The sequence below is a fragment of the Bordetella sp. N genome, assembly GCF_001433395.1.
In the GTDB taxonomy this organism is placed as follows: domain Bacteria; phylum Pseudomonadota; class Gammaproteobacteria; order Burkholderiales; family Burkholderiaceae_B; genus Bordetella_C.
Genome location: NZ_CP013111.1, coordinates 2,799,587 through 2,820,117, shown reverse-complemented (window position 1 = coordinate 2,820,117; position 20,531 = coordinate 2,799,587). Strand labels below are relative to the sequence as shown.

The following is a 20,531-nucleotide window of genomic DNA, read 5'->3' as shown; positions in this document are numbered from 1 at the left end:
GCCTATTCAGCCGAAGCGCCGCTGGCCTTCACGACCTGGGCCCATTTCTCGCCATCTGATTTGATGAGAGCGCCGAAGTCGGCAGGCGTGGACCATTTCGGCTCCGCACCGATGAAAGCCAACTGGGCCTTACCCTCGGGATTGGTGGCAAATTGCCGCACGGCCTCGTTGAGTTTTGCGACGATGGGCTCCGGAATCCCTTTGCTGCTGACCAAACCGAACCACACGGGCGCGTTAAAGCCCTTTACCGTTTCGCCGACGGTGGGCACGTTCGGCAGGGACGAAACCCGCTGCTCGCTGGTCACCGCCAAGGCGACCAGTTCGCCATTCTTGATTTGAGGCAGCACCGCGACGATGTTGGCGAAGCTCATCAACAGGCGTCCACCCAGTAAGTCCGTCATGATGGGCGCCGTGCCCTTATACGGGACATGTTCCATCTTGATGTTCAGCGCGCTGGAAAACATGGCACCCGACAAATGCTGGGTGCTTCCGACGCCGGCGGATCCATACATCGCGGATTCTGGGTGCGCGTGCAGATAACTCTCTAGCTCCGATAGGCTACGGATGCCCGATTTGGACGAGACGACGAGCACATTCGGAAGGATGGCGATTTCCGAAATCGGCGTGAAGTCTTTGACCGCGTTATAGCGCAGGTGCTTATACAGCGAAGGATTGATGGCGTGGCTGCCGGTGTTGGCCATGAAAAGCGTGTAGCCATCCGGCTCGGAGCGCGCGACATATTCAAACGCCGTGACGCCGTTCGCCCCGGGTCGATTTTCGACAATGACGTTGGCATGCAGCGACTCAGAAACCGACTTTGCCAGCGCACGTGCCACCGTGTCGTTACCGCCGCCGGTGGTATAGGGGACGACTAAATGAATGGGCTTGCTGGGATAAGTGTCGGCCGCCCGCGCGGCGGGGGCCAATGCCATTGCGGCAAAAAGGGTCACAACAAGGCTGCGCATTTTTGTCTCCTGCCAGTTATTACACAGGAGTGAACATAGCCGGCGAACGCGCGGCTGTGTCCAGCATGCCGGGGGCCGAGGTCCACCAAGTGGGAAACCCGCGGGATCGCTGGTCGCCAAGCTGCGCCGGCGCTCCGAAATCCATAGTGCTGGAAAGTTTCTCATGTTGTGGACGTTTCCTTCGCTAAGGCACGGCGTTGCGCGAGATATTGACTCCTATACTGCCTCAGCCACGCGAGACAGAGCGCCGATAAAGAAGGGCGCCTTCGCAGTGCAGCATCAGACAATGGAGGAGACAACCATGTTTGTTCAACAGCTTTGTCGTGCTTTGTTGGTAATGGCAGTCATGTCGTCGGCAGGCGCCCAGGCCGCCGACCGCTATCCCGAACAACCCATCAAACTTATCGTGCCCTACGTGCCTGGCGCCAGCACGGACGCCCTGGCTCGCATGGTCGGACAGGACGTCGCCACGGATCTTAAGCAGACGGTCATCGTGGAGAATCATGCCGGCGCGGGCGGGACGATAGCGGCTGATTTCGTCAAACGGCAACCGGCGGATGGCTACACCCTGATGTTCACCACGGATGGCATCCAGGCGGTGAACCCGTCCATCTACAAGAAGCTGGCGTACGACCCCTTGAAAGACTTCACGCCGCTGTCGATCGCGGTCAAGGCACCCCTGGTACTGGCGGTGCGCAGCGACTCGCCCTACAAGACCGCGCAAGCGCTGATCGCCTATGCCCGCGCGAATCCCGACAAGCTGACCTACGGATCGGCGGGCCTGGGCAGTTCGCAGCACATGGCGGGTGAATTGATGAAGTCCATGGCCCACGTGAAGATCACGCACGTGCCTTACCGGGGCGGCGCGCCGGCGATGACGGACCTGCTGGGCGGCCACATCGACATGATGTTCGTCCAGTCGGCTTCGGCCAAAGAGCTGGCCGACAAGGGCAACCTGCGCATCCTGGCCATCGGCAGCCCGAAGCGAAATAAATACCTGCCCGATGTACCCACCTTCGCCGAGGTCGGCCTGCCGGGTTACGACTCGGACACCTGGTACGGCTTCGCGATGCCGGCCAAGGCCGATCCCAAGATCGTCGCCTTGTTGAATTCCTCCATCGTCAAGTCGCTGCGCAAGCGCGAGGACCAGCTGGAGAAACTGGGCTACACCGTCGTGGCCAGCTCGGCGGCCGATATGCGCAAGGACATCGAGACCAACATCCCCAAGTGGCGCGAGGTGGCCCAGCAGGCGGGCGTGTACCAGATGCAATAGACTCGCCGCCGATCTGCCCCCGCGCCCTCAGTTAAGCCCGAGCGATTACGAGCCCCGGCCCGGCTCGCCAAGGAGAATGCATGGATTTCGATTTGCCCGAATCGTCGCGCATGGTGCGCGACACGGTGGCGCGCTTCGTCAAGGAAGCGCTGGTTCCCAATGAGGCGCTCATCATCCGCCGCGAAGCCGAGCGTGGCTACACCGATGAGCCCCTGATTCCTCCCGAGCTGGAAGCGTCCCTGCAGCAAAAGGCCCGCGACATCGGCCTGTGGGGCATAGACGTACCGGAGGAATACGGCGGCCAGGACCTGGGCATGTTGACCAAATGCCTGGTCGTCGAGCAGCTCAAGCACAGCATCGTGCCTTTCGTCCTGCCGCCGGAAAGCCCGAACCTGTTCCTGCTGAAAACGCTGTGCAAGGGCGCTCAGGTGGACCGCTATCTGCTGCCATACGCCAGCGGTGAGAAGAAGAGTTGCCTGGCGCTGTCCGAGCCGGGTGCGGGATCCGACGCCGCCGCCATCAATACGCGGGCGGAGCGCAAGGACGGGAAGTGGGTGCTCAATGGCACCAAGCTGTGGATCAGCAATGCGCGCAAGGCGGATTTCATGATCGTGATGGCGGTGACCGACCCCGCCGCCGACAAGCGAGCGGCCTTCACCGCTTTCCTCGTCGACAAGGGCACGCCAGGGCTTACCATTCCGACCTCTTTCCCCATGATCGGCGAGTATCATCCCTACGAAGTCGTGTTGGACAACGTGGTGCTGGACGATGCCCAGGTCTTGGGCGAAGTCGGCGCGGGCTTCGGGCCGCTGTCGCAGCGGCTGGGCGTGCGCCGGCTTGAGATCGCCTCTCGCTGCCTGGGCCTGGCCGAGCGTTGTCTGGCCATGATGCTGGAGCAGGCCAATACGCGCCAGACCTTCGGCGCGCCGCTGGCCGACCGGCAGGCCGTGCAGTGGTGGATCGCGGACAGCTATCAGGAAATCGAGATGGTGCGCCTGCTGGTCTACCAGATGGCGTGGAAAATGGACCAGGGCCGGCAGGACGTGCGCCTGGACGGGTCCATGGTGAAAGTGCAGGGAACGGAAATGATCACGCGCGTGGTCGATCGGGCTATCCAGCTGTTCGGCGGCATGGGCGTGTCCAAGGAGTTGCCATTGGAATACATCTCGCGGATGTGCCGCGTCATGCGCATCGTCGAAGGGCCTAGCGAGGTGCATCGCTGGGTGCTGGCCCGTGAACTCCTGCGGCACGGCCGACCGTCGGCGTAGGTTCGGGAATAAAAATGGAACGTTTCCTCTCGGTTTCCAGCGCAGTGCGCATCCACGCCGGCGATGGCGCGTTGCGGCAGTTGTCGGCGGAGGCCACCCGCGTCGGCGCGCAGCGCGCCTTCATCGTGTGCGGCGACAGCGTGGCCACGCGCACACGGCTGCTGGACCAGTTGCGCGACGTGCTGGGCAGCCGCTATGCCGGCGGCTATGAAGCGATGCGCAAGGATGCCCCGCTGGAAGACGTCGAGGACGCCGCGCGATCCGCGCGCGCCGCCGAGGCCGACCTGCTGATCGCGGTAGGGGCGGGCAGCGTGCTCAAGGCCACCCGGGTGCTGGCCATCGCGCTGGGTGAAGCTCGTCCGCTGGTTGAACTGGCGACCCGCTATCCCGAGCACGGGTCGCCGGTCAGCCCGCGGTTGATGGCGGCCAAGCCGGCCATCTTCAATGTGCTGACCGCCGCGACCTCAGCGCAGAACCGGGCTGGCGCCGCGCTGCGCCGGGCGGACGGCGGGCCCCGCCTGGAGTTTTTCGATCCCAAGACCCGCCCGGCAGCCATATTCTGGGATAGCGATGCCTTGGCGACGGCGCCGCCCGCTTTGGCGCGGTCCACGGGCCTGGGCGTCTTCTGGCGGGCCTTGATGAGCCGGGGCGCGCTGAGTCAGGCCAATCCCTTGGTGCAGGCGTCGCGCCTGCATGCCTATACCCTGGCTCATGCGGCCTTGCCCAGGCTGGCCGATCCGCAGGACATCGGCGCCAGGGTGGATATGTGCGCGGCGGCCCTGTTGCAGAATCGCGACGAGGACGATGGCGGGCGGCCCTTCGATGTGCACTGGGTGGCGCGTGCCGTCTATGCACTGGGGGCGGCGTTATTCAATCGCCTGCCGGCGCTCGACCAGGGCAGCACGCATGCGCTGCTGACCGCGCCGGCCCTCCTGCATTTCGGGGCGCTGTGTCCCGACGCTGTCATGCAGATGGGGGCAGCCCTGGGTGTGCCTGACGTCGCCCACGACAAGGAACGGGCGGTGGCGGATGCCGTCGAGGCGATTTTCGCGGGCCTGGACGTGCCGGCGCGCTTGCCTTTTATCGATGCAGCGACCCGCGCGGCCGTGCTCGAAGCGGCGCTCTACAACTTCAATGCGGACCGCACGCGCGAACTGGCTGGCCATGCAGACCGCTTGGCGGCCATGCTGACCGACGCCATAGGGGCAGAAGCATGAGCGATGTGAATACCCTGACCGCCTCTCAACGCATCGCGCGGTTCTCCCACCAGATGGCGCCGGCGCTGCTAAGCACCGCGGAATTCCACCAAGTGGGCCGCGCGCTGATCGATACGGTCGGCGTGGCGCTGGCGGGATGCGACGAGGCGGCGTCCCGGGCGATGCTGGCCTACGCTGGTCGGCACGGCCCATTCGACCGCGCGGCGCGGGACGCAGGCAAGGGCAGGGATGGGGCGCTGGCCTGGGGCCACGCCGACTATTGCGCCGTGGAAGACGCCGCCCTCTACAACGGCGTGGCCGGCCATGTACTCGATTACGACGACGTCAACAGCCCTTTGCGCGGCCATCCCAGCATTGCGTTGCTACCGGCACTGGCGTCCCTGGGCCAGCAGCGTGGCGCGCATGGCGGGCGCCTGGCCAGTGCCTACGTCGTGGGCTTCGAAGTCATGGTCAGGTTGGCGCGCGCGATGGTGCGGGATCACTATGCCAAGGGCTGGCACGCGACCACGACCTTGGGCACGATAGGGGGCGCGGTGGCGTGCAGCCATCTGTTGGGCCTGTCGGCGGACCGCACCGTCAATGCGATAGGGCTGGCCGTGGCGCAGGCGGCGGGCACGCGGGGGAATTTTGGCTCGATGGCGAAATCCTTCCAGGCCGGGCATTGCGCCGCGTCCGCCGTCAGGGCCGCGCTGCTCGCGGAACTTGACGTCGATGCCGCCGCGGACGCCCTGGACGGCGAGCAGGGCTTCATGCGTCTGTATGGCCAGGGCGAGGACCCGGCAGCCGCGCTGGCCGGGCTGGAAACGGTGGGGTTGCCGGGCGGCGAACGCTTCGAGCTGGAACTCAGCGGCATCGAGGTGAAGAAATATCCCATGTGCTATGCCGCGCATCGGGCGCTCGACGGCGTGCTGGATCTACGCGCCGAACATGGCCTGCGCGCGCAAGACGTGCGGCACGTCCATGTGCGGGCCAACCGGCGCGCCATGGTGCCGCTCATACACAAACGTCCGCGCACGGGCCTGGAAGCCAAATTCAGCATGGAATACGCGATGGCGGCGGCCTTGGTCGACGGCCATGTGCGCCTGTCGAGCTTCACCGACACGGCGGTATTGCGGCCCGAGATCCAGCGCCTGATCGACAGCACGACCCGCGAGGAAGACACTGGGCCGGAGACGCCGCGCTGGAATACCGTGGAGATCACGCTGGCGTCGGGCCAGACCTTGACCAGGCACGTGACGGAACTGCGCGGCTCAAGCAGCCTGCCGCTGTCGGACGACGCCTTGCGCGAAAAATGGCAGGACTGCCTGGCTTACAGTGGTTTCGGTGGCGGCCTGAATGAACACGGTGACGCGTTCTTCCAGGCCGCATTGAATTTGCAGAAGGTCTCGGTCGACGACCTGCTGCAGGCCCTTTAGCGGCAGAACGCCTCGCGCGCCGCGGCATCGGTGACAAAGCGGTTGCCGCTGCCTTGCAGGCCCGTGATGCGGCGATTGCGTTCCTGCTCCCAGCTGCTCACCGGATACTGCCGTGACCAGGCGCAGAACAGCTGCCTGTCCTGCTTGCTCAGTTTCAGGTCATACGTGGTGGCCATATACATCTGGATGCGGGAAATCTCGCCCCGCACTTCGGGACGCGGCTGGACGGCGCGATTCTTGAAGTCCACCGCGGTCTGGCATTGGCCGTACATGCTGACCTTGCCCGACGTCCACTGTGAGTACGGGAAGTTCTGGCGGTCGCCATTCACTTCACCGACGGAGGGCACCAGATTGACGAGGTCGCCTTCGGCTTTGCGGTAGCCGTCGTCGCTCTTCGTGCAGTTCTTGCGGCCGCCGCCGTTGTCGCTCTTGTCCTGCCAGCACTGGCGCTGGTGGCCCAGGGTCCAGGCCGGCACGATGTGCTCCCATTCGATGCGCTCGGCACGCGTCAGGCTCTTGCGGGTCTTGTAGCCGCAGGAGGCAAGATCGACGTCTTTACCGGAATAGGCACAGCCGCAGTAGTACTCGTGTTCATGCCCCTGGTAGACAGCAGGCAGGACTTCCTTGGCCTTGCGAAAGTCGCGATGGCCTGTCGCGGTCTTGCGCGTGACGAAGTCGGAGTCGGCAGCGTGGGAGGGAAGGGAAAGGACAGCAAAAGACAGGGCAGCAATGCGCAGCAATACAACGTGTTTCATGGCGCCGGATTGTACCGGGCCTTTGGTGCAGAACAGTTGTAGCCACGCTTTATAACTTGATGTCTTGGTAAGAAAAAGTTTAAGGGCCCTCGATTGGAGGGCCCTTGGTCTTTACCACGTTCCCGCGTTTGCAGCGGATGCCGTTTCGATCAGGCGGCGACGGCCTGCGCCGGCGCCGGCGTGCCGAAGCTGCGCGACTTCCCCGAGCTCAGGTAACCCGCGATCGATTCCTGCGTCACTTCGCCCAGGTAGACACCGTCGGCATCGAGCACCGGCAGCCAGCTGGTGTTGTGCTGGTACATGCGCGACAACACGATGCGCAGATGCTCGTCCACCGCCGCGGTGACCGTGAAAGTACGCAGCGATTCGCCGCAGGGGCGGTCGCCCGTCTTCATCGCCTCGCGCGCATCGCGGCGGGTGATGTAACCCAGGGCGCGTCCGGCCGTGTCCAGGATGGGCAGATAGCGCACATCGGCCTCGTCCATCACGCCATAGGCTTGTGCCATGCTCATGTCCGGCGTGCCGCAGGGCGGCAGGCTGGCGGCGTCGCCAGCACGCACCAGCAGCAAACGCTTGAGCGTGTTGTCATGGCCCACGAAGGCCTGCACGAAATCATCCGCCGGGCGCGCCAGCAGCGCGTCGGGGTGATCGAATTGCACCAGGCGCCCGGCGCGGAACACCGCCACGCGATCGCCCAGTTTGATGGCTTCGTCGATGTCGTGCGAGACCATGATGACGGTCTTGTTGAGTTCCCGCTGCATCTGGAAGAATTCGTTCTGGATGCTTTCCCGGTTGATGGGATCGACCGCGCCGAAGGGCTCGTCCATCAACAGCAGGGGCGCATCCGCGGCCAGGGCGCGAATCACGCCGACCCGCTGCTGCTGGCCACCGGACAGCTCACGCGGGTAGCGGTTCATCATCTTGTTCGGATCCAGCTTCACCATGGCGAGCAGTTCGCGCGCCCGGTCGCGGCAGCGCTGCTTGTCCCATCCCATCAGGCGCGGAACCACCATGATGTTCTGCTCGATGGTCATGTTGGGGAACAGGCCGATCTGCTGGATCACATAGCCGATCTTGCGGCGCAGGGTGACGGCATCCAGCGACGTGGTGTCCTCGCCGTCGATCAGCACGCGTCCCGACGTGGGGGCGATCAGGCGGTTGATCATTTTCAGGGTGGTGGTCTTGCCGCAGCCGGAAGGACCCAGGAAGACGCAGATTTCGCCGCGCGGCACGGTAAGGCTGACGCGATCGACCGCCTTGACCACGTGACCGTCCTTCTGCGTGAAGGATTTGCTGAGTTGGTCGAGTTCTATCATGTGCGGACTCCTTTCGGTGTGAGGGCGCGCTGCAGCCATTGCAGGCAGTAATCGGCGGCGATGGCGAGCAGGCTGACCAGCACGGCGCCGATGGCGAGCTTGGTCATATTGCTTTGGCTGATGGCTTGCAGGATAAGCACGCCAAGCCCGCCGGCGCCGATCAGCGCGGAAATCGTGGCGACCCCGATGTTCATCACCACGGCGGTACGCACGCCGCCGATGATGACGGGTGTCGCCAGGGGCAGTTCCACCATGCGCAGGCGTTGCCACGGCGTCATGCCGATGCCGCGCGCGGCTTCGCGGATGCCGGGATCGACGTTGGCCAGGGCAACATAGGTGTTGCGCATGATGGGCAACAGGGAATAAAGAAAGACGGCGGTGACAGCCGGGACATAGCCCAGGGCGTGACCGAAGTGCCCGAAGATGGGAATCATCAGGCCGAACAGCGCGATCGAAGGCAGCGTCAGAATGACGGTGGCCAGGCCCAGCAGCGGGGTGGCCAGCCAGCGCACGCGCACGATCAGCACCCCAAGGGGAATGCCGCAGAGGATGGCGCAGCCTACCGCCGCGCCCACCAGGGCCAGATGCTGGCCGGCGAGGGCCAGCAGCGACGGCCAGGTTTGCATCAGATAATCGAGAATGCTCATGGTGCTCCCTTAGATCAGGCCATGCTGGCGCAGGAAGTCGGTGGCCACCTGGTCCACCGGACGCTGCCCGATGTCGACCTGGTAGTTCATTTCGGTCATGGCTTCGTTGTCCAGCTGCGCGGCCAGGGCGTTCAACTGGGCGGCCAGTTCCGGGTGGGCACGCAGGACTTCATCGCGCACCACCGGCACCGCGTTATAGGCGGGGAAGTAGTTCAGGTCATCGCGCAGCACCACCAGATTGAAGCCCTTGACGCGGCCATCCGTGGTGTAGACCAGCCCGGTATCGACCTGGTTGTTGTTCAAGGCCGTGTAGACCAGTCCGGGATCGAGCTGGATGACGTCGCGCCGCGTCAGCGGCAGCTGATACGCTTCCTTCAGCGGCGCCAGGCCGTCCGGACGCGCGGCGAATTCCATGTCGACGGCAAAGGGGTGGCGCTTCTTGGGCGTGTCGCGCACCATCTTCGCGTACTGCGACAGGGTCGTGATGCCGGTGGCCACCGCGCGATCATGCGGCATCGCCAGCGCATAGGTGTTGTTGACCGTGGACGCCTGCAGCCAGACCAGGCCTTTCTTCGCGTCGAGTTCCTTGACCCGCGCATAGCTCTGCTCGCCGTCCAGCTTTTCCTTGACGTGGTTGAACACGACCAGCGCGGTGCCGGTGTAGTCCCACACCACGTCCAGCTGATTGTTTTCCAGCGCCTGACGCATGAGCGTGCTGCCCAGGCCGGTGGTGAGGGTGGTCGTGTAGCCCTTGGTGCGCAGATACTGTTCGGTCATCGAGGACAGGATCAGCTGCTCGGTGAAATTCTTGCCGCCCACGCGGATCGGCTCGGCGGCCTGGGCCACGCGGCCTGCCATCAGCGGCAAGGACAACAGGCTCGCGGCCAGCAGCGCCGCGCGCGGCAGCAGCCGGCGCAGGGGGGCGTAGCGCTTGTTCAACATGGATAGGGTCTCCTTGATTCGAATGCCGGAAACGGCCAGCAGGCGCGTGTCGGGCTGATCGGGCACGGTGGCGCGGGGGGCCGCGGCGCGGCGGCTCATCGGCCCAGGCCGCGTTTGCGCAGGTAAACCGCGCCACCCGCCGCCAACAAGGCGTCCAGGGTCAGCGCCATGACGGCGGTGGCGGCGGCGCCGAGCAGGAGCAGCGGTTGATCGTTCAGATAAATTCCCGGGAAGATGAGTTCGCCCAGGCTGTTGGCGCCAATCAGGAAGGACAGGGGCACCGTTCCCACATTGATCACCAGGCTGATGCGCCCCCCGGCCAGGATGACGGGCAGGGCATTCGGCAGTTCGACCTGGAACAGGCGCTGTGCCGGCGTCATGCCGATGCCGCGCGCCGCTTCCAGCAGCGCCGGCGACACGCTGCGCAGGCCTTCGGTGGTATTGCGCACGATGGGCAGCAGGGACGCCAGCCACAAGGCCAGAATGGCGGGCTTCTCGCCGATGCCCAGGGCGGCCAGGGCCAGCGCCAGTACCGCCAGCGACGGCACGGTATTGCCGACGTTGAAGATCTGCATCAAGCGGTCGGACCAGCGGCGCATGCAGGGCCGGCTCAGCGCGACCCCGGCGGGCAGGCCGGTCGCCAATGCCAAGGCCATCGAGATTGCGACCAGGCGCAGATGGTCAGCGGCGTCGTACAGCAGACGGTCCTGCTGCTGGCGGATGAAGTCCGGTCCGACCCAGATGATCAGGCCCGCGAGCAGCGCCAGTACGCAGGCCGTTCCGGCCACGGCACGCATGATGGAGTTGGTTTTCAGCATGACTCTCCCAGCCCGGGTCCGCAACGCGGTAAGGCGGTGCGAGCACGGGTAATGACAAGGCGGGCAAAGGCCGGAAGCAGCAGGGCACCAGGCCTAGCCCACAACAGTGCAAAAGCATTGCGTATGCACGCCATGGCCGACAGGATCGCCGGCGGACGCGCGGTGGGTCCGTGCATCACCGAAGTGGGCGGGACCCTAAGGGTGGAAACGCGGCAAGGAAGCCGGGTGTTCCGGAGGGGAGGCGCAGGACAGGGCTAGAAACGCAGAGCGAATAAACCGCTGTTTGGCCAAGTGGCAGCGCGAGTAGAAAAAAGCAATTGATGCGCCGCCGATAGTCGGGACTGTCAACCGTACGTGGCGACGTCTACCAGGAGTTTTTGTACACCGAGTTTGTAAACGTAAGCGAAATAGATGACAACGTGGCGGCTATTGTAGCGAAGTTCAGCCAAACTGTCATCCGCTAATTTTTCGTCGGTCTATTGCGGTCTTGTTCCGGCATCTTCCGTCCAGGCATTTCGGCAGCCACCGGGGGCCGCCGCCGCGCTTAAAAGCGCCGTCTCCAGACCGGAAAGATAGGTCAGCACGGGCCCGCAAGCGGCCGTGATCTGGTCCACGTCGCTTTGCGCGAGACCCTGGTTCAAGGCGCCAAACAGTTCTACCGTGCGTTCGCGCGCGCCGTTGAGGAAGGCGGTGGTGCCCTGTATCCGGTGGGCGAGCTGTCTGGCCTCGCCATGATCGCGCCGTTCCAGGGCCGCGCTTAGCGCCATCCGGTCGGCGGACAGGACCTGCCACGCGCGCCGCAGAAAGTCGTTGCGCGTCGCCGTATCGGGGTAAAGGTCGAACAAGAGTTCAAGATCCAGCCATGGCGTCATGGTTGTGCGTCCCAGGCCCAGGCCAGTCCGGCGCGCCGCAAGGCGGTCACCAGCGTGCCCCGCGAAGCAGGTTTGGGAACGTAATCATCCATGCCCGCGGCACGGCAGGCCTGGGCGTCGTAGGGCGTGGCGTTGGCGCTGAATCCGATCAATTTGGTTCGAGGCAGGGCGTGGGTGATTTCGTGAATGCGGATGCGCCGCGCCAGGGCATAGCCGTCCAGCCGCGGCATGTGGCAATCGACGAGCACGATGCGTGGACGGACGTGCAGCCATTGGATGTAGCCGCTTTCGCCATCGTCGGCGGCGCGCGCCTCGCCCCCCAGGCGATTGAGCTGGCGCAGCGTGATGTCACGGTTGATTTCGTTGTCCTCGACCAGCAGCAGGTCCCGCGTCGATTGGAAAAGGGGATGGCGAGGATGGCTGCGCGATTCGAGCGAGCAGGCCAGCGTGCGCGAAAACTGCTTCAGGGGGCTGGCCTCCCGGGAAGTCGCGGCGCGTTCCGCCGCATCGAAAGCGGCCGCTTCGGACCTGGCCGTGTCCTGGGCCGCCGCGTCGGCACGGGCCGCGCCAGGCATCAGGGTCGGCTCGCCCCGCCAGGCTTGGGCCAGAGTCTTGAGAAAGGGCGCCAGCGCGTGGATGCTGGGCGTGACGTGCTGGTCATGGCGGCAGATGAAGCCGCCATCATTGCTGTCCACGATGCACAGGTCGGCTTGCGTGCCGGCGGCGACTTCCTGGATCTTCATCTTGCGCAACCAGGCGCGTATGGACGGACGCAGCAAGCGGCTGCGTACTGCCAGGGTGGCGCGCCTGCCCGCGTAGCAGGGCCACCCCACCGACTGGTCGCCCCACTGGGCGGGAATGCGCACCGTCGCCCGCGTGCCGCGCCCCGGGCTGGAGCTGATGTGGATGGTGCCGCCCATCAGGTCGAGCAGAAGCTTGACGATGGACAGCCCCAGGCCCGTGCCGCCATGGCGCCGGGTCGTGGAGTTGTCTTCCTGCTGGAAAGGGGAAAACAGGCGTTGCTGGTATTCCGCCGACATGCCCGGGCCCGAGTCGCGCACCGTGATTTCCATGTCGTCCACCCCGCGCCGCACGCGGCGTCGCGCGGACAGCACAATGCTGCCGCGCTCGGTGAAGGTGACGGCGTTGTTCAACAGATTGGCCATGACCTGTCCGACGCGGACCTCGTCGCCGATCAGGCAGCGGTCAAAATGCGGCATCATGGCCACGGTCAGGTTCAGCCCCTTGCGGCGCGCCATCGGCAGGAACAGGTCGGCCATGTTTTCCACCGCCTGGTACAAGCCATAGGGCGCGCAGTGCAGGGGCATGGCGCCGGACTCGATCTTGGCGTAATCCAGGATGTCGTTGATGACACGCAGCAGAAGCCGGGCAGAGTGCGCGGCAATGTCGACGTAATGCCTTTGTTCGGAGTCGAGCCGGGTGTCGCCAAGGACGTCCAGTACGCCGATCACGCCGTTGAGCGGCGTGCGGATCTCATGGCTGACCGTGGCCAGGAAGGTGGACCGGACCCTGTCCGCGGTCTCCGCGTGCTCAGACGTCATTCGACGGTTCAAATTTCTCTTTCACGTAGATGGCCAGCGCCAGGTCGTCGGCCAAGGCCAGTTTTTTCATGGCGCGGCGCTTGTGCGTACTGATGGTTTTCTTGCTGCGCAACAGCTTCAGGGATATCTGCGTAACAGAGAGACCCAGGGCGATATTGCGCAGGATCTCGGCTTCGGCGCTGGTCAGCCGCTCGTCCGGCCGCATGGGGGGCTGGCTGTGCAACTCTCCATGGCTGCAGGTGTAGAAGGCGCGAGGGGTGCTGAGCGACTTGCGGATGATGTCGGCGATACAAGGCAGCCGTTCGCCCTTGGGCACATAGCCATTGGCGCCGGCCTTATAGGCGGCGTACTCGGTGTCCGACACCTTGCCGCCGGAGAAGGTGATGACGATGATGTGCGGGTGCTGGCGGCGCAGCCGTTTGATGAAATTGACCCCGTCCCAGGGCTGGCGCGGCAGGTAGAAGTCGACAATGGCGACATCGCAGGGCTGTTCCCTCAACGCATCCAGGAAACGTGTCGCCGAGGTTTCCGTCTTGACCACTTCGAAGTCGGCCTGATGGTGCAGGAACGATGCCATGCCCAAGCCAATGATGGGGTGGTCGTCCAGGATGGCAATGCGGATGCGGTGGCGGGGGCGGGCGCTGAGCATATATCGGCGAATTGCTCCTTCGCCGAGGAGGCCCCGGGGCACGGCGGTGCGGATACCGGGGCGGCTGTACGCGATGGTCATGCATTTCCTTGCTTGGCGAGGCAGGCTGCCTGGCGTGGGGTGACGGCGTTGCCGCGCGCGCGGGGTCTGGCGCGAGCGCGAAAAGGCGCTGTCAGGGATGCTCGTGGGAGGGTGCCGCGGGCTCGTCTTCGCGGCAGTGTAAGGATCCTTCAGGGAGGTTCGATGGTCAGAGCCGAAAAATAAGACCAGTCCTACAAGCGCCTTCCATTTCACCTACGCCGGGACGCGGTGCAAAGGAAGCGCCGAGGGTGATACAATTCGCAAATTCCCTTGAATGGGTCTGACCGTTGTCCAATCCGCGAGCTGTCGTTTCGACCCTGCCGCGTGATCCTGCAACCCCCGTCCGATCCTGCCCTTGACGAGTTGCTGAATGTCCCCACATTACGCCCGAACTACGACCTTGAGTCCACGTTGAACGCTGCGACTTAAGGTAGGTTCGTGGCCAGCCCGCAAGGTCGGGGTTGGCGGCGCCAGACAAAGAAAACGCGGCCCTTAGCCGCGTTTTTCATTTCATACATCAGGAAGCTTCAAATGGTTCAGATTACCTTGCCCGACGGTTCCCGCCGCGAGTTTCCCGGACCCGTCACGGTGGCCGAGGTCGCGCAGTCGATCGGCGCCGGGCTGGCGCGGGCCGCCCTGGGTGGACGTGTCGCTCGCAACGGCGAGCAGGCGCGCCTGGTCGATACCTCGTTCCGCATCGACAGCGATGCCGACCTGGGTATCGTCACGGCCAAGGACGCCGACGGCCTGGATCTGATCCGCCACTCCACCGCGCACTTGCTGGCCTATGCGGTCAAGTCGCTGTTCCCGGATGCCCAGGTCACCATCGGCCCGGTCATCGACAACGGCTTCTACTACGACTTCTCGTACAAGCGCCCGTTCACGCCGGAAGACCTGCAAGCCATCGAAAAGAAGATGGCCGAGCTGGCGCGCAAGGACGAAGCCGTGTCGCGCGAGGAATGGACGCGCGACGACGCCGTGGCCTATTTCAAGAGCATCGGCGAGCATTACAAGGCCGAGATCATCGCCTCGATTCCGTCGAACGAAGTGCTCAGCCTGTACCGCGAAGGCGAGTTCCTCGACCTTTGCCGCGGGCCGCACGTCCCGTCGACCGGCAAGCTGAAGGTCTTCAAGCTGATGAAGGTGGCCGGCGCCTACTGGCGCGGCGACAGCAAGAACGAGATGCTGCAGCGTATCTACGGCACGGCCTGGGCCTCCAAGGAGGAACAGGATGCCTACCTGCACATGCTGGAAGAGGCCGAAAAGCGCGACCACCGCAAGCTGGGCCGCGAGCTGGACCTGTTCCACTTCCAGGACGAAGCGCCGGGCCTGATCTTCTGGCACCCCAAGGGCTGGCAGCTCTGGCAGCAGGTCGAGCAGTACATGCGCGCGGTGTACCGCGACAACGGCTATCAGGAAGTGAAGGCGCCGCAGATCCTGGACCTGTCCCTGTGGAAGAAGACGGGCCACTGGGACAACTATCGTGAAAACATGTTCACGACCGAGTCCGAGAACCGCGTCTACGGCCTGAAGCCGATGAATTGCCCGGGCCATGTGCAGATTTACAACGCCGGCCTGCATTCCTATCGCGACCTGCCGCTGCGCTACGGCGAATTCGGCCAATGCCACCGCAATGAGCCGTCCGGTTCGCTGCACGGCATGATGCGCGTGCGTGGTTTCACCCAGGATGACGGCCACATTTTCTGCACGGAAGATCAACTGCAGGACGAGTGCGCCGACTTCACGGCCCTGTTGCAGAAGGTCTACCAGGATTTCGGCTTCTCCGAAGTGCTGTACAAGGTCGCCACGCGGCCGGAAAAGCGCATCGGTTCGGATGCCACCTGGGATGCCGCCGAAAAGGCGCTGATGGACAGCCTGCACCGTACCGGCTGCGAATTCGAAGTCTCGCCGGGCGAGGGCGCGTTCTATGGTCCGAAGATCGAATACACGCTGAAGGACGCCATCGGCCGCCACTGGCAGTGCGGCACGATCCAGGTCGATTTCTCGATGCCGGTGCGCCTGGGCGCGGAATATGTCGACGCCGACGACCAGCGCAAACCGCCGGTCATGCTGCATCGGGCCATCCTGGGTTCGTTCGAGCGTTTCATCGGAATGTTGATTGAAAACCACGCCGGCGCCATGCCGCCGTGGCTCGCGCCGGTGCAGGCCGTGGTGTGCTGTATATCGGAACCTTCGGCCGAATATGCGGCCCAAATTGCACAAAGCCTGAAAAAACAAGGCTTTAGGGTAGAGTCGGATTTGCGTGGTGAAAAAATCACTTATAAAATCCGTGAGCACAGTCTGCAAAAGATCCCCTATATTCTCGTGGTAGGCGAGAAAGAACGGGAAGCCGGCACGGTTGCCGTGCGCGGGCGGGGCGGTTTGGAATTGGGCGCAATCAAGCTCGACGATTTCATCAGCCGCCTGACGACCGAAGTGTCTGAACGACGCGACGTCGCCCCCCGAGCTGCTTAGGGTTCATTTTTCGCAGGTTTTTCAACGTTTTAGGAGTTGTCAACATCGCCACTGAAAAAGCCAATCGCATCAACGGTGAGATCCGTGTTCCCGAGGTGCGCCTGATAGGTCTGGAAGGGGAACAGCTGGGCATCGTGAAGATTGCCGACGCGTTCCGATTGTCCGAGCAGAGTGACGTAGACCTGGTAGAGATCGCCCCGAATGCCGATCCTCCGGTCTGCCGCCTGATGGACTATGGCAAGTTCAAGTACCAGGAACAGAAGCGCCAGGCCGAAGCCCGTTCCAAGCAGAAAGTCATCCAGGTCAAGGAAGTGAAGTTCCGTCCCGCGACCGACGAGGGTGATTACCAGGTCAAGCTGCGCAACCTGCGCCGCTTTCTGGAAGAAGGCGACAAGGCGAAAGTCACGCTGCGCTTCCGGGGCCGGGAAATGGCTCACCAGGAACTCGGCATGCGGGTGCTTGAGCGAGTGCGCGACGACCTGACCGAGCTGGCCTTGGTCGAATCCATGCCCAAGCTGGAAGGTCGTCAAATGATCATGGTGTTGGCGCCGCGCAAGAAAGCGCCGCCGGCGGGCAAGGAAGCCGGGGCTGCTCCCGCGGCTTGAGCTTGTCTCCCGCGCAGTCCTTCTCCCGTGATTAAACCGCCGCCCTCCCCGTTGGGGAGGGCGGCGCACGCTGTGGGTGCCGCAATGCATGTTTTGTTCATTATCGATCCCTTGCCGCTGTTGAAGGCGTACAAGGACAGTTCCGTCGCCATGATGCGAGCGCTGGTCAAACGCGGGCATAGCCTGAGCGTGACCTTGCAAGGGGATCTCTATATCGAAGGCGGCAAGGTGCTGGCGCGTGCCACGCCCATCACGCTGCGTGCCGATGCCGACCTGCATGGCCACGACTGGTGGCAGGACAGCAGCGAGCCGGCCGACCAGCCGCTGGCGGCGTTCGACGCCGTGCTGATGCGCAAGGATCCGCCTTTCGACATGGAATACGTGTATTCCACGCATCTGCTGGAATACGCGCAGGCCCAGGGCGCCAAGGTCTTCAACCACGGCGCGGCCATACGCAATCATCCCGAAAAGCTGGCCATCACCGAATTCCCCGAGTTCACCGTGCCCACGCTGGTCACGCGTGACATGGCGCGCATCCGCGCCTTCCACGCCGAGCATCACGATGTCATCGTCAAGCCGCTGGACGGCATGGGCGGCACCGGCATCTTCCGCTTGCGCGAGGGCGAACTCAATCTGAACGCCATCCTGGAAACGCTGACGGAAACGGGTACGCGGACCATCATGGCCCAGCGCTACATCCCCGAAATCGTCAACGGCGACAAGCGCATCCTGTTGATCGGCGGCGAGCCCGTGCCCTACGCCCTGGCGCGCATCCCGATGGCCGGCGAAACGCGCGGCAATCTGGCGGCGGGCGGCCGCGGCGTGGCCCAGCCCCTGTCCGAGCGCGACCGCTACATCGCGGAAGCGGTGGCCCCGCGCCTGGCGGCCCGTGGCCTGCTGCTGGTGGGCCTGGACGTGATCGGCGACTACGTGACGGAAGTCAACGTGACCAGCCCCACCTGCTTCGTCGAGATCACCGAGCAGACCGGTTTCGACGTACCTGAAATGTTCGCCAAGGCGCTGGAACTTGCCGTCGGCGTGACGGTCTGACGGAGGCAAGATGACCGGCATCGTCATCGTCGTCCATACCCCGCTCGGGTCCGCCATGCTGGACTGCGCGGGCCACGTCATGGGCAAGATAGGCGATGTGGCGGTGCACGACATCCTGGCCACCGACATGCCGGAGGAGCGTGCGCCGGCCGTGGTGGCGGACATCCTGCGCCTGGGCCGCGATGGCGGCGGGGTGCTGGTGCTGACCGATCTGGTCGGCGCCACGCCCGCCAATATCGCCAAGCGCGCCGTGCTGGAAGCGCAGGCCCAGGGTGTGCAATGCGCTGTCCTGGCTGGCCTGAACACGCCCATGCTGCTGCGGGCGCTGACCTACCGTGGCCTGTCCCTGGCGGAAACCCGGGAAAAGGCCTTGGCGGGAGGGGTGCAGGGCGTATTACGTGTAGACTGAGTTTACAATTCTGTTCCAACGTATGCCGGCACGCGCCGGCATGATTTTGCAGTCGTTCCGCGCTCCTTTTCCCTATGCCTAATTCCGAGATCGTCATCAGCAACAAACTGGGTTTGCATGCGCGGGCCGCCGCCAAGCTCACCCAGCTGGCCAGCAAATACAACTGCGATATCTATATCTCGCGGGGCGCGCAGCGTGTGAATGCCAAAAGCATCATGGGCGTCATGATGTTGGCTGCCGGCCTTGGCGTCACGGTCAAGCTGGATGCCAGCGGCGCCGATGCCGACCGGGCACTCGCGGATATCGAAGCCTTGTTCGACAGCAAATTCGGTGAGCACGAATAACGCGGTTCCCCCCGCCGCCATCCCGGTACCGGCCCCGGCGCAACCCGCCGGCCAGGCTACTGGTGCTGGCACCGCTACCGCTTCGGGCGCCAGCCGCGCGCCCAGCGCGGTGCTTTGCATGTATGGCCAGGGCGTGGCGCGTGGCTACGCTATCGGCCGCGCCGTGGTCATGGGCGCGGCAGCCCTTGAAGTCGCCCACTATCGCATTGCGCCCGAAGAGGTCGCCGCCGAGCGCGATCGGCTGACCGCCGCGCTGGAGACGGCGCAGGAAGAACTGCTGCAGCTGGCTGACAACCTGCCCGAGGACGCTCCCCGCGAACTCGGCGCCATGCTCAACGTGCACCGGCTGCTGCTGGGCGACCCCTTGCTGGCGCAACAGGCGCTGAGCCTGATCGAAGACCGCCATTACAACGCCGAATGGGCGCTGGCCACTCAGGGTCAGTTGCTGGGCGAGCAGTTCGACGCCATGGAAGACGAGTACCTGCGCGAGCGCGGGGGCGACGTCCGCCAGGTCATCGAACGCGTGCTGCACGTACTGGTCGGCACGTCCGCCATTCCGGACCCCAGCCGGGTCGACGGCAACGACCCCCTGGTGGTCGTCGCGCACGATATCTCTCCCGCCGACATGCTGCGCCTGCGCGGCGGACGTTTTTTGGCGTTTGTCACCGACCTGGGCGGGCCGACTTCGCATACCGCCATCGTGGCGCGCAGCATGGGCGTGCCCGCTGTCGTCGCGCTGGGACATGTGCGCGAGCTGGTGCGCGACGGCGACATGCTGATCGTCGACGGCGCTACCGGCGCCGTCATCGTCAACCCGTCGCCCGCCATCCTGGACGAGTACCACCAGCGCCAGCGCGCGTATGCCGACGAGCGGGCCGAGCTTGCGCTGTTGCGCGACGAACCCGCCGTCACGCTGGATGGCATCGGCGTGGTGCTGCACGCCAATATCGAACTGCCGGAAGAGGCTGAACTGGCCCTGGCGTCCGGCGCCGAAGGCATCGGCCTGTTCCGTAGCGAATTCCTGTTCATGGGACGTCGTCATCTGCCCGGCGAAGAGGAGCAGTACCAGGCCTATACGTCGGTGCTGCGCACCATGGCCGGCCGGCCGGTGACCATCCGGACGCTGGACATCGGCGCGGACAAGACGCTGGACGATGAAGCCACCGTGGCCATCAATCCGGCGCTGGGCCTGCGCGCCATCCGCTACTGCCTGGCGCATCCGGAAATGTTCGCCACGCAGCTGCGCGCGATCCTGCGCGCGTCGGCCCATGGTCCGGTGCGCATCCTGATTCCCATGGTCTCGCACATGCACGAGGTGGTCGCCACCCGGCAGGCGCTGGATGCGGCGCGACTGGAACTGGATGCCCGTGGCCAGGCCTATGCGCCCCATATCGAACTGGGGGCGATGGTGGAGGTGCCTGCCATCGCCATTGCCATCGAACCCTTCGCCCAGGCCCTCGATTTCCTGTCCATCGGCACCAACGACCTGATCCAGTACACGCTGGCCATCGATCGTGGCGACGTGCAGGTGGCGTCCTTGTACGACGCCTTGCATCCGGCCATCATGCGCTTGCTGTCACACACCATCAACGTGGGTGAACGGGCCGGTAAGCCGGTGGCTGTATGTGGCGAAATGGCGGGCGACTCGCAGTTGACCCGCCTGCTGCTGGGGCTGGGCCTGACCGAATTTTCGATGCATCCGCAGCAGCTGCTGGACGTCAAGCGGGAAATCCGCCGGGCTCATTCGAACGCTCTGCGCGTGAAGGTGGCGTCGGTGCTCAACCGCGCGCTACCAGTCGATCTGGAAACGCTGAACCAGGCTTGAGGATCGCGCCGGAGCAGGGCCCAGCGTACATCTGCATATCTGC

19 protein-coding genes are annotated in these 20,531 nt (G+C 64.5%); 10 read left to right on the top strand and 9 right to left on the bottom strand.

Features of this window, described 5'->3' with window-relative positions:
- Positions 1-2: 2 nt before the first annotated feature.
- A complete protein-coding gene (locus ASB57_RS11990; protein WP_057652440.1) occupies positions 3-965 on the bottom strand; it encodes a tripartite tricarboxylate transporter substrate binding protein in 963 nt (320 codons plus the stop codon).
- A gap of 346 nt (positions 966-1,311) precedes the next feature.
- Between ASB57_RS11990 and ASB57_RS11985 the strand changes: the two genes are divergently transcribed.
- From ASB57_RS11985 to ASB57_RS11970, 4 genes are all read left to right on the top strand, one after another.
- On the top strand, positions 1,312-2,238 hold the full coding sequence (locus tag ASB57_RS11985; RefSeq protein ID WP_197425035.1) for a tripartite tricarboxylate transporter substrate binding protein: 927 nt from the start codon (positions 1,312-1,314) through the stop codon (positions 2,236-2,238).
- An 80-nt stretch (positions 2,239-2,318) separates the two neighbouring features.
- Complete coding sequence (locus ASB57_RS11980; RefSeq protein WP_057652438.1) at positions 2,319-3,506, top strand: acyl-CoA dehydrogenase family protein; 1,188 nt, start codon at positions 2,319-2,321, stop codon at positions 3,504-3,506.
- Between the two features lie 14 nt (positions 3,507-3,520).
- A complete protein-coding gene (locus tag ASB57_RS11975) occupies positions 3,521-4,723 on the top strand; it encodes an iron-containing alcohol dehydrogenase (RefSeq protein ID WP_057652437.1) in 1,203 nt (400 codons plus the stop codon).
- Positions 4,720-6,138 (top strand): MmgE/PrpD family protein, encoded by a 1,419-nt coding sequence (locus ASB57_RS11970; RefSeq protein WP_057652436.1) that lies wholly within the window; start codon positions 4,720-4,722, stop codon positions 6,136-6,138. The genes ASB57_RS11975 and ASB57_RS11970 overlap by 4 nt, the downstream gene beginning before the upstream one ends.
- On the opposite strand, the gene ASB57_RS11965 is transcribed toward ASB57_RS11970, so the two are convergent.
- The 8 genes from ASB57_RS11965 to ASB57_RS11930 all read right to left on the bottom strand — a co-directional run bounded on the left by ASB57_RS11965 (position 6,135) and on the right by ASB57_RS11930 (position 13,699).
- The gene (locus tag ASB57_RS11965; protein WP_057652435.1) at positions 6,135-6,893 is read right to left on the bottom strand and encodes an endonuclease; all 759 of its coding nucleotides are present in this window, start codon (positions 6,891-6,893) and stop codon (positions 6,135-6,137) included. The genes ASB57_RS11970 and ASB57_RS11965 overlap by 4 nt on opposite strands.
- A gap of 149 nt (positions 6,894-7,042) precedes the next feature.
- Positions 7,043-8,209, bottom strand: a complete 1,167-nt coding sequence (locus tag ASB57_RS11960; protein ID WP_057652434.1) for an ABC transporter ATP-binding protein — start codon at positions 8,207-8,209, stop codon at positions 7,043-7,045.
- Positions 8,206-8,856: an ABC transporter permease gene (locus tag ASB57_RS11955; protein WP_057652433.1), complete on the bottom strand. Its 651-nt coding sequence runs from the start codon at positions 8,854-8,856 to the stop codon at positions 8,206-8,208. The genes ASB57_RS11960 and ASB57_RS11955 overlap by 4 nt, the downstream gene beginning before the upstream one ends.
- 9 nt (positions 8,857-8,865) lie before the next feature.
- Positions 8,866-9,798 (bottom strand): glycine betaine ABC transporter substrate-binding protein, encoded by a 933-nt coding sequence (locus tag ASB57_RS11950; protein ID WP_057656096.1) that lies wholly within the window; start codon positions 9,796-9,798, stop codon positions 8,866-8,868.
- Positions 9,799-9,893: 95 nt separating this feature from the next.
- The gene (locus tag ASB57_RS11945; protein ID WP_057652432.1) at positions 9,894-10,616 is read right to left on the bottom strand and encodes an ABC transporter permease; all 723 of its coding nucleotides are present in this window, start codon (positions 10,614-10,616) and stop codon (positions 9,894-9,896) included.
- 476 nt (positions 10,617-11,092) lie between these two features.
- Positions 11,093-11,488, bottom strand: a complete 396-nt coding sequence (locus ASB57_RS11940) for a hypothetical protein (RefSeq protein ID WP_057652431.1) — start codon at positions 11,486-11,488, stop codon at positions 11,093-11,095.
- Positions 11,485-13,050: an ATP-binding protein gene (locus tag ASB57_RS11935; RefSeq protein WP_057652430.1), complete on the bottom strand. Its 1,566-nt coding sequence runs from the start codon at positions 13,048-13,050 to the stop codon at positions 11,485-11,487. The genes ASB57_RS11940 and ASB57_RS11935 overlap by 4 nt, the downstream gene beginning before the upstream one ends.
- Positions 13,040-13,699: a response regulator transcription factor gene (locus ASB57_RS11930; RefSeq protein WP_057656095.1), complete on the bottom strand. Its 660-nt coding sequence runs from the start codon at positions 13,697-13,699 to the stop codon at positions 13,040-13,042. The genes ASB57_RS11935 and ASB57_RS11930 overlap by 11 nt, the downstream gene beginning before the upstream one ends.
- A 612-nt stretch (positions 13,700-14,311) precedes the next feature.
- On the opposite strand from ASB57_RS11930, the gene thrS reads away from it, so the two are divergent.
- The 6 genes from thrS to ptsP all read left to right on the top strand — a co-directional run bounded on the left by thrS (position 14,312) and on the right by ptsP (position 20,488).
- Complete coding sequence (gene thrS / locus ASB57_RS11925; RefSeq protein WP_057652429.1) at positions 14,312-16,255, top strand: threonine--tRNA ligase; 1,944 nt, start codon at positions 14,312-14,314, stop codon at positions 16,253-16,255.
- Between the two features lie 5 nt (positions 16,256-16,260).
- Positions 16,261-16,860 carry a translation initiation factor IF-3 gene (gene infC / locus ASB57_RS11920; RefSeq protein ID WP_231755454.1) on the top strand — a complete coding sequence of 200 codons (600 nt, stop codon included), beginning with the start codon at positions 16,261-16,263 and terminating at the stop codon, positions 16,858-16,860.
- An 84-nt stretch (positions 16,861-16,944) separates the two neighbouring features.
- Positions 16,945-17,910: a glutathione synthase gene (gene gshB, locus ASB57_RS11915; protein WP_057652427.1), complete on the top strand. Its 966-nt coding sequence runs from the start codon at positions 16,945-16,947 to the stop codon at positions 17,908-17,910.
- Positions 17,911-17,920: 10 nt separating this feature from the next.
- A complete protein-coding gene (locus ASB57_RS11910) occupies positions 17,921-18,319 on the top strand; it encodes a PTS sugar transporter subunit IIA (RefSeq protein WP_057652426.1) in 399 nt (132 codons plus the stop codon).
- Positions 18,320-18,393: 74 nt separating this feature from the next.
- Positions 18,394-18,663, top strand: coding sequence for an HPr family phosphocarrier protein (locus ASB57_RS11905; RefSeq protein ID WP_057652425.1), 270 nt, complete (start codon positions 18,394-18,396; stop codon positions 18,661-18,663).
- Positions 18,664-18,796: 133 nt separating this feature from the next.
- Positions 18,797-20,488 (top strand): phosphoenolpyruvate--protein phosphotransferase, encoded by a 1,692-nt coding sequence (ptsP, locus tag ASB57_RS11900; protein WP_156414380.1) that lies wholly within the window; start codon positions 18,797-18,799, stop codon positions 20,486-20,488.
- Positions 20,489-20,531 lie beyond the last annotated feature (43 nt).